We start from the raw sequence: 4,062 nt of genomic DNA, 5'->3' as shown, positions 1-4,062 counted from the left end.
GGTGGTGTGCGTGACGACCGCGATGCTCATGCTCGACATCGCGGTCGTCAACACGGCACTGCCGTCCATCGCCGTCGACCTGGAGACCGGTGTGAGCGCGCTCCAATGGGTGATCGACGCCTACACGCTGGCATTGGCCACGGTGGTCCTGAGCGCCGGATCCTGGGCGGACCGCCGGGGCCGGCGCCGCGTGTTCCTCGTCGGCGTCGTGTGGTTCACCGCGGCGTCGCTGCTGTGCGCTCTCGCTCCCGACATCTGGATACTCGACATCGCCCGCGCCGCACAGGGTATCGGGGGCGCCATCCTGTTCGCGTGCTCGCTCGCGCTGCTGGCGGACGTGTTCGAGGAGGGCCCACAGCGCGCGGCGGCGCTGGCCGCCTACGGTGCCACCATCGGCGGGGCGTTCGCGGTCGGCCCACTCGTCGGTGGTCTGCTGACCGAATTGCTGAACTGGCGTGCCATCTTCCTCGTCAACATTCCGATCGGCCTCGTCACGCTCGCGCTCACGGTCCGGTGGGTACCGGAATCGCGCGACCCGCATCCCCGCGGTGCCGACCTGCCCGGACAACTCCTCGTCTCCACGGGCCTGGCGGCCCTGGTCTTCGGACTGCTGCACGGCAACGAACACGGCTGGCTCGACCCGACGACCCTCACCGCCGCTGCGGTCGCCGCAGTCGCGCTGGTCTGGTTCGTGCTGCACGAACTCCGCACCCGCGAACCGATGCTGCCGCCGCACCTGCTCGCGAACCGCGCGTTCGCCGGCGCTCAGATCGCAGCGTTCGCGATCTCCGCGTCGTTGTTCGCGGTCTTCGTCTACACCACGATCTACCTGCAGAACGTGCTGCATCTGTCGCCCGTCGAGGCCGGGCTCGTCTACATTCCCGCGACCGTGGCGATGTTCGTCGTGGCCGGTGCCACCGCGAAACTGGACCGGCGGATCCCCGTGTACATCTCGCTGAGCGTCTCGCTGCTCCTCGTTGCCGTCGGTCTGGTCCTGATGACCACCGTCGACGTCGCCGGGTCCAGGTACGCGATGTTGCCCGGCCTGATCCTCGCCTGCGCCGGGGCAGGGGTGTTCAATCCCGTGATGAGCGGCCTGGTTCTCGGTGAAAGCACATCGGACCATTCCGGTTTGGCGGCAGGGATCAACGACGCGTTCCGTCAGACCGGCATCGCGGTCGGGGTCGCGGGTCTCGGCGCACTGCTGCCCGCGCAGTCGCTGCTGCCCGGTGGATCGCCGCACGACTTCGTCACCGGCCTGCACCACGCGCTGCTGGTCGCAGGCGTGATCGCCGCGCTCGGCGCGCTGGTGTGCGTGGTGATGCTGCGTCCGGCCCGCACACCGGTCGAGAACAGCCGCGAGATCGCGAACGTCGACGCCTGACCGTCCCCGCGCGCCGGCAGGATCAGGTCCCTACACTTCTACCGTTCCACCCCTGCCGGTACGAGGAGCCCGCATGATCTACCGACTGCTCGGACCCCTCGAGGTCGCGCGGAAGCCGGGCAGTCCACACGACCCGGGTTCCGGGACGGATCTCGTCGATCTCGGGCCACGCAAGCAACGTGCGGTGCTCGCGGTCCTGCTCCTGAGCCGCGGAAAGGTCGTCTCCACCGATCGGCTCATCGACGCGTTGTGGTCCGGTGACGCGCCCGCGAGCGCCGTCTCGAGCATCCAGGCGTACATCTCCAACCTGCGCCGGGCGCTGCGCAGCGAATCGGGTGCCGCATCACCGATCGTGCGCCAGCCACCCGGATACGTCCTCGACATCCCCCGCGAGGACGTGGACCTGTCCGTGTTCCTCGACGACGCGGAGGCGGCGCGCCGGCACGCCGACAACGGCGAATGGGAATCCGCGCTGGACACGGCCGGTCGTGCTCTCGCGTCCGTCCGGGGACCGCTACTCGAGGATCTCCGCGACGAGGAGTGGGTGGAGGTGGCCGCCGCCGGCTTCGAGGAGGTCCGTACCGACTGCCGGGAAACCCTGGTCACGGCGCTGCTCGCGATGGGACGGCCGGTCCCGGCCCTCGCCGAGGCGACCCGGTTGTACGACGAGTACCCGTTCCGGGACCGGACGTGCTGGTTGCGGATGCTGGCTCTGCACCGGGCCGGCCGCTCGCCGGAAGCGTTGGAGCAGTTCGGTGTTCACGTCGCTCGCCTCGATGCCGAGCTGGGCCTGCGGCCGGGCGCCGAGCTGACCGCACTGCAGGGCGCGATCCTGAGGCACGAACCCGAACTCGCGGCCTGGCCGAGGACACCGGAATGGACGGGCGCCGAGACGGTTCCGGCACCCGCCCCGCCGTCCGTCACGGTCCCGGCCGCAGAGGCAGAATCCGGGCGCGTGTTCGTCGGACGCGAGACGGAGACCGGCGTGATCGACGGGATGTTCGACGAGGTCCTGGCCGGCGCACCCCGCTGGGTGGTGCTGACCGGCCCCGCGGGAATCGGAAAGACCCGGCTGGCCGAGGAATGCGACGCCCGCACGGTCTCGGCGGGCGGCACCGCAGTGTGGGCGCGGTGCCTCGAGGACGAAGGTGCGCCCGCGTGGTGGCCGATCCGGCGGATGCTGAGGGAACTCGGTGTCGACGCCGACGCCGCGCTCATCCCGCCGACCGGGGTCGAACCGGACGAAGCCCGTTTCGCCGTCTACGAACGCGTTCTGAACGCGATCGAGACGGTGGCCGCGGAGAAAGCCGCGCTGACCGTCGTCGTCGACGACATCCAATGGGCCGACCCGACGTCCCTCCGCTGCCTGAGATACCTGGTCGGAGCGCTGCACCGGCAGCGGGTCTGGTTCGTCCTCACGCTGCGTGATTCGGAGATGCGTTCCGGCGTGCGCGAATTCGTCGACGCCGTCCTGCGTCGCGACGGCAACCGGCACATCGTGGTACCGGCGCTCGCCGAGTCGGAAGTGGCGGCCCTTGCCCGTCACGTGACCGGCGAGGAACTCGATGCGACCGAGGCGCGGATGCTCGCCGAACGCACCGGCGGCAATCCGCTGTTCGTCTCCGAGTACGCGCGACTTCCGCGGGACGAGCGACTCGGCGGGGAGATCCCGCTGGCCGTCCGTTCGGTCCTCGGCCGTCGCTTGACGTCCGTGGAACCGGCTGTGCTGCAGGTTCTTCGGGTCGCCGCGGTGATCGGTGACAACATCGAGACCGACATCCTGGCCGCCGCGACCCGGCTGGATCTCGGCACCCTCGCCGACTATCTCGACGACGCAGCCGACGAGCGGATCATCGTCGCCGACCCCGGTGTTCGCGGATATGTGTTCGCTCACGGTCTGCTCCGCGACGAAGTGCTCGCAGAGATACCGGAACTGCGCCGCCAGCGCATCCACGCCCAGGTAGCCGAGGCGCTGGCGGACTCGTCCGACAGCGATCGCTCGAGCAGGCGAGCGCAGCATCTGATGGCCGCGTTGCCCGTCGCCGATCCGCGTACCGTGCTCGACGCGTGCACCGACGCGGCGCGGGAAGCGACCGAGCGATGGAACTCGGAGACCGCGGCGCAGTGGTGGGAGGCGGCGGTGAAGGCATTCGACCTGCTTCCGGCCTCCGAACAATCGGCCGGTGCCCGTGACGATCTGCTCGTGGCCCGAGTCGAGGCGCTCGCGCGGGCCGGCCGTGGCCAGACGGTGCTCGACGTCGTCGACGCCGGTCTGCTCGCCGCGGTCCGCGAGGGCCGAACCTCGGCCGCGGGCCGACTGGCCGCGGCACTGCTGCGCTCCGCGGGCGCGTGGCCGTGGGTGTCCTACGGCAAGGATCCCGGACCGCTTCTCGAAAGACTGTCGGGTCTGGAACCTTTCGTCTCCGACGACCCGACGGCCCACTGCCGGGTGCTTGCGGCACTGGCCGTCGGCAGCTGCTACCACCCGGATTCGGCCGTTCCCGACGAACTGAGCAGCAGATCACTCGCGATCGCCCGCGAGACAGGCGATCCCGATGTGATCGCCGACGCGCTGCTGGGGCGGATCCTGCTCTACTCCGGCGTGGCGACGCACAGCGACGAATCCGTATGGCTGATCGACGAGCTGTTCACCCTGCGGCACCGGCAATCCCGCTTCG

At 70.1% G+C, this 4,062-nt stretch carries 2 protein-coding genes; both read left to right on the top strand.

From position 1 onward, the window contains the following. On the top strand, positions 1-1,384 hold a 1,384-nt coding region (locus I0Q12_RS28340; RefSeq protein ID WP_231611614.1), incomplete at its 5' end, for an MFS transporter. Positions 1,385-1,457: 73 nt separating this feature from the next. Continuing rightward, positions 1,458-4,062 (top strand): BTAD domain-containing putative transcriptional regulator (locus I0Q12_RS28335; RefSeq protein WP_231611613.1); only part of this gene is annotated, 2,605 nt, incomplete at its 3' end.

Origin of the sequence: Rhodococcus sp. CX, assembly GCF_015865005.1 — a bacterium.
In the GTDB taxonomy this organism is placed as follows: Bacteria; Actinomycetota; Actinomycetes; order Mycobacteriales; family Mycobacteriaceae; genus Rhodococcus.
The sequence above is the reverse complement of the archived record's forward strand: the minus strand, read 5'-3'. Positions and strand labels throughout refer to the sequence as shown.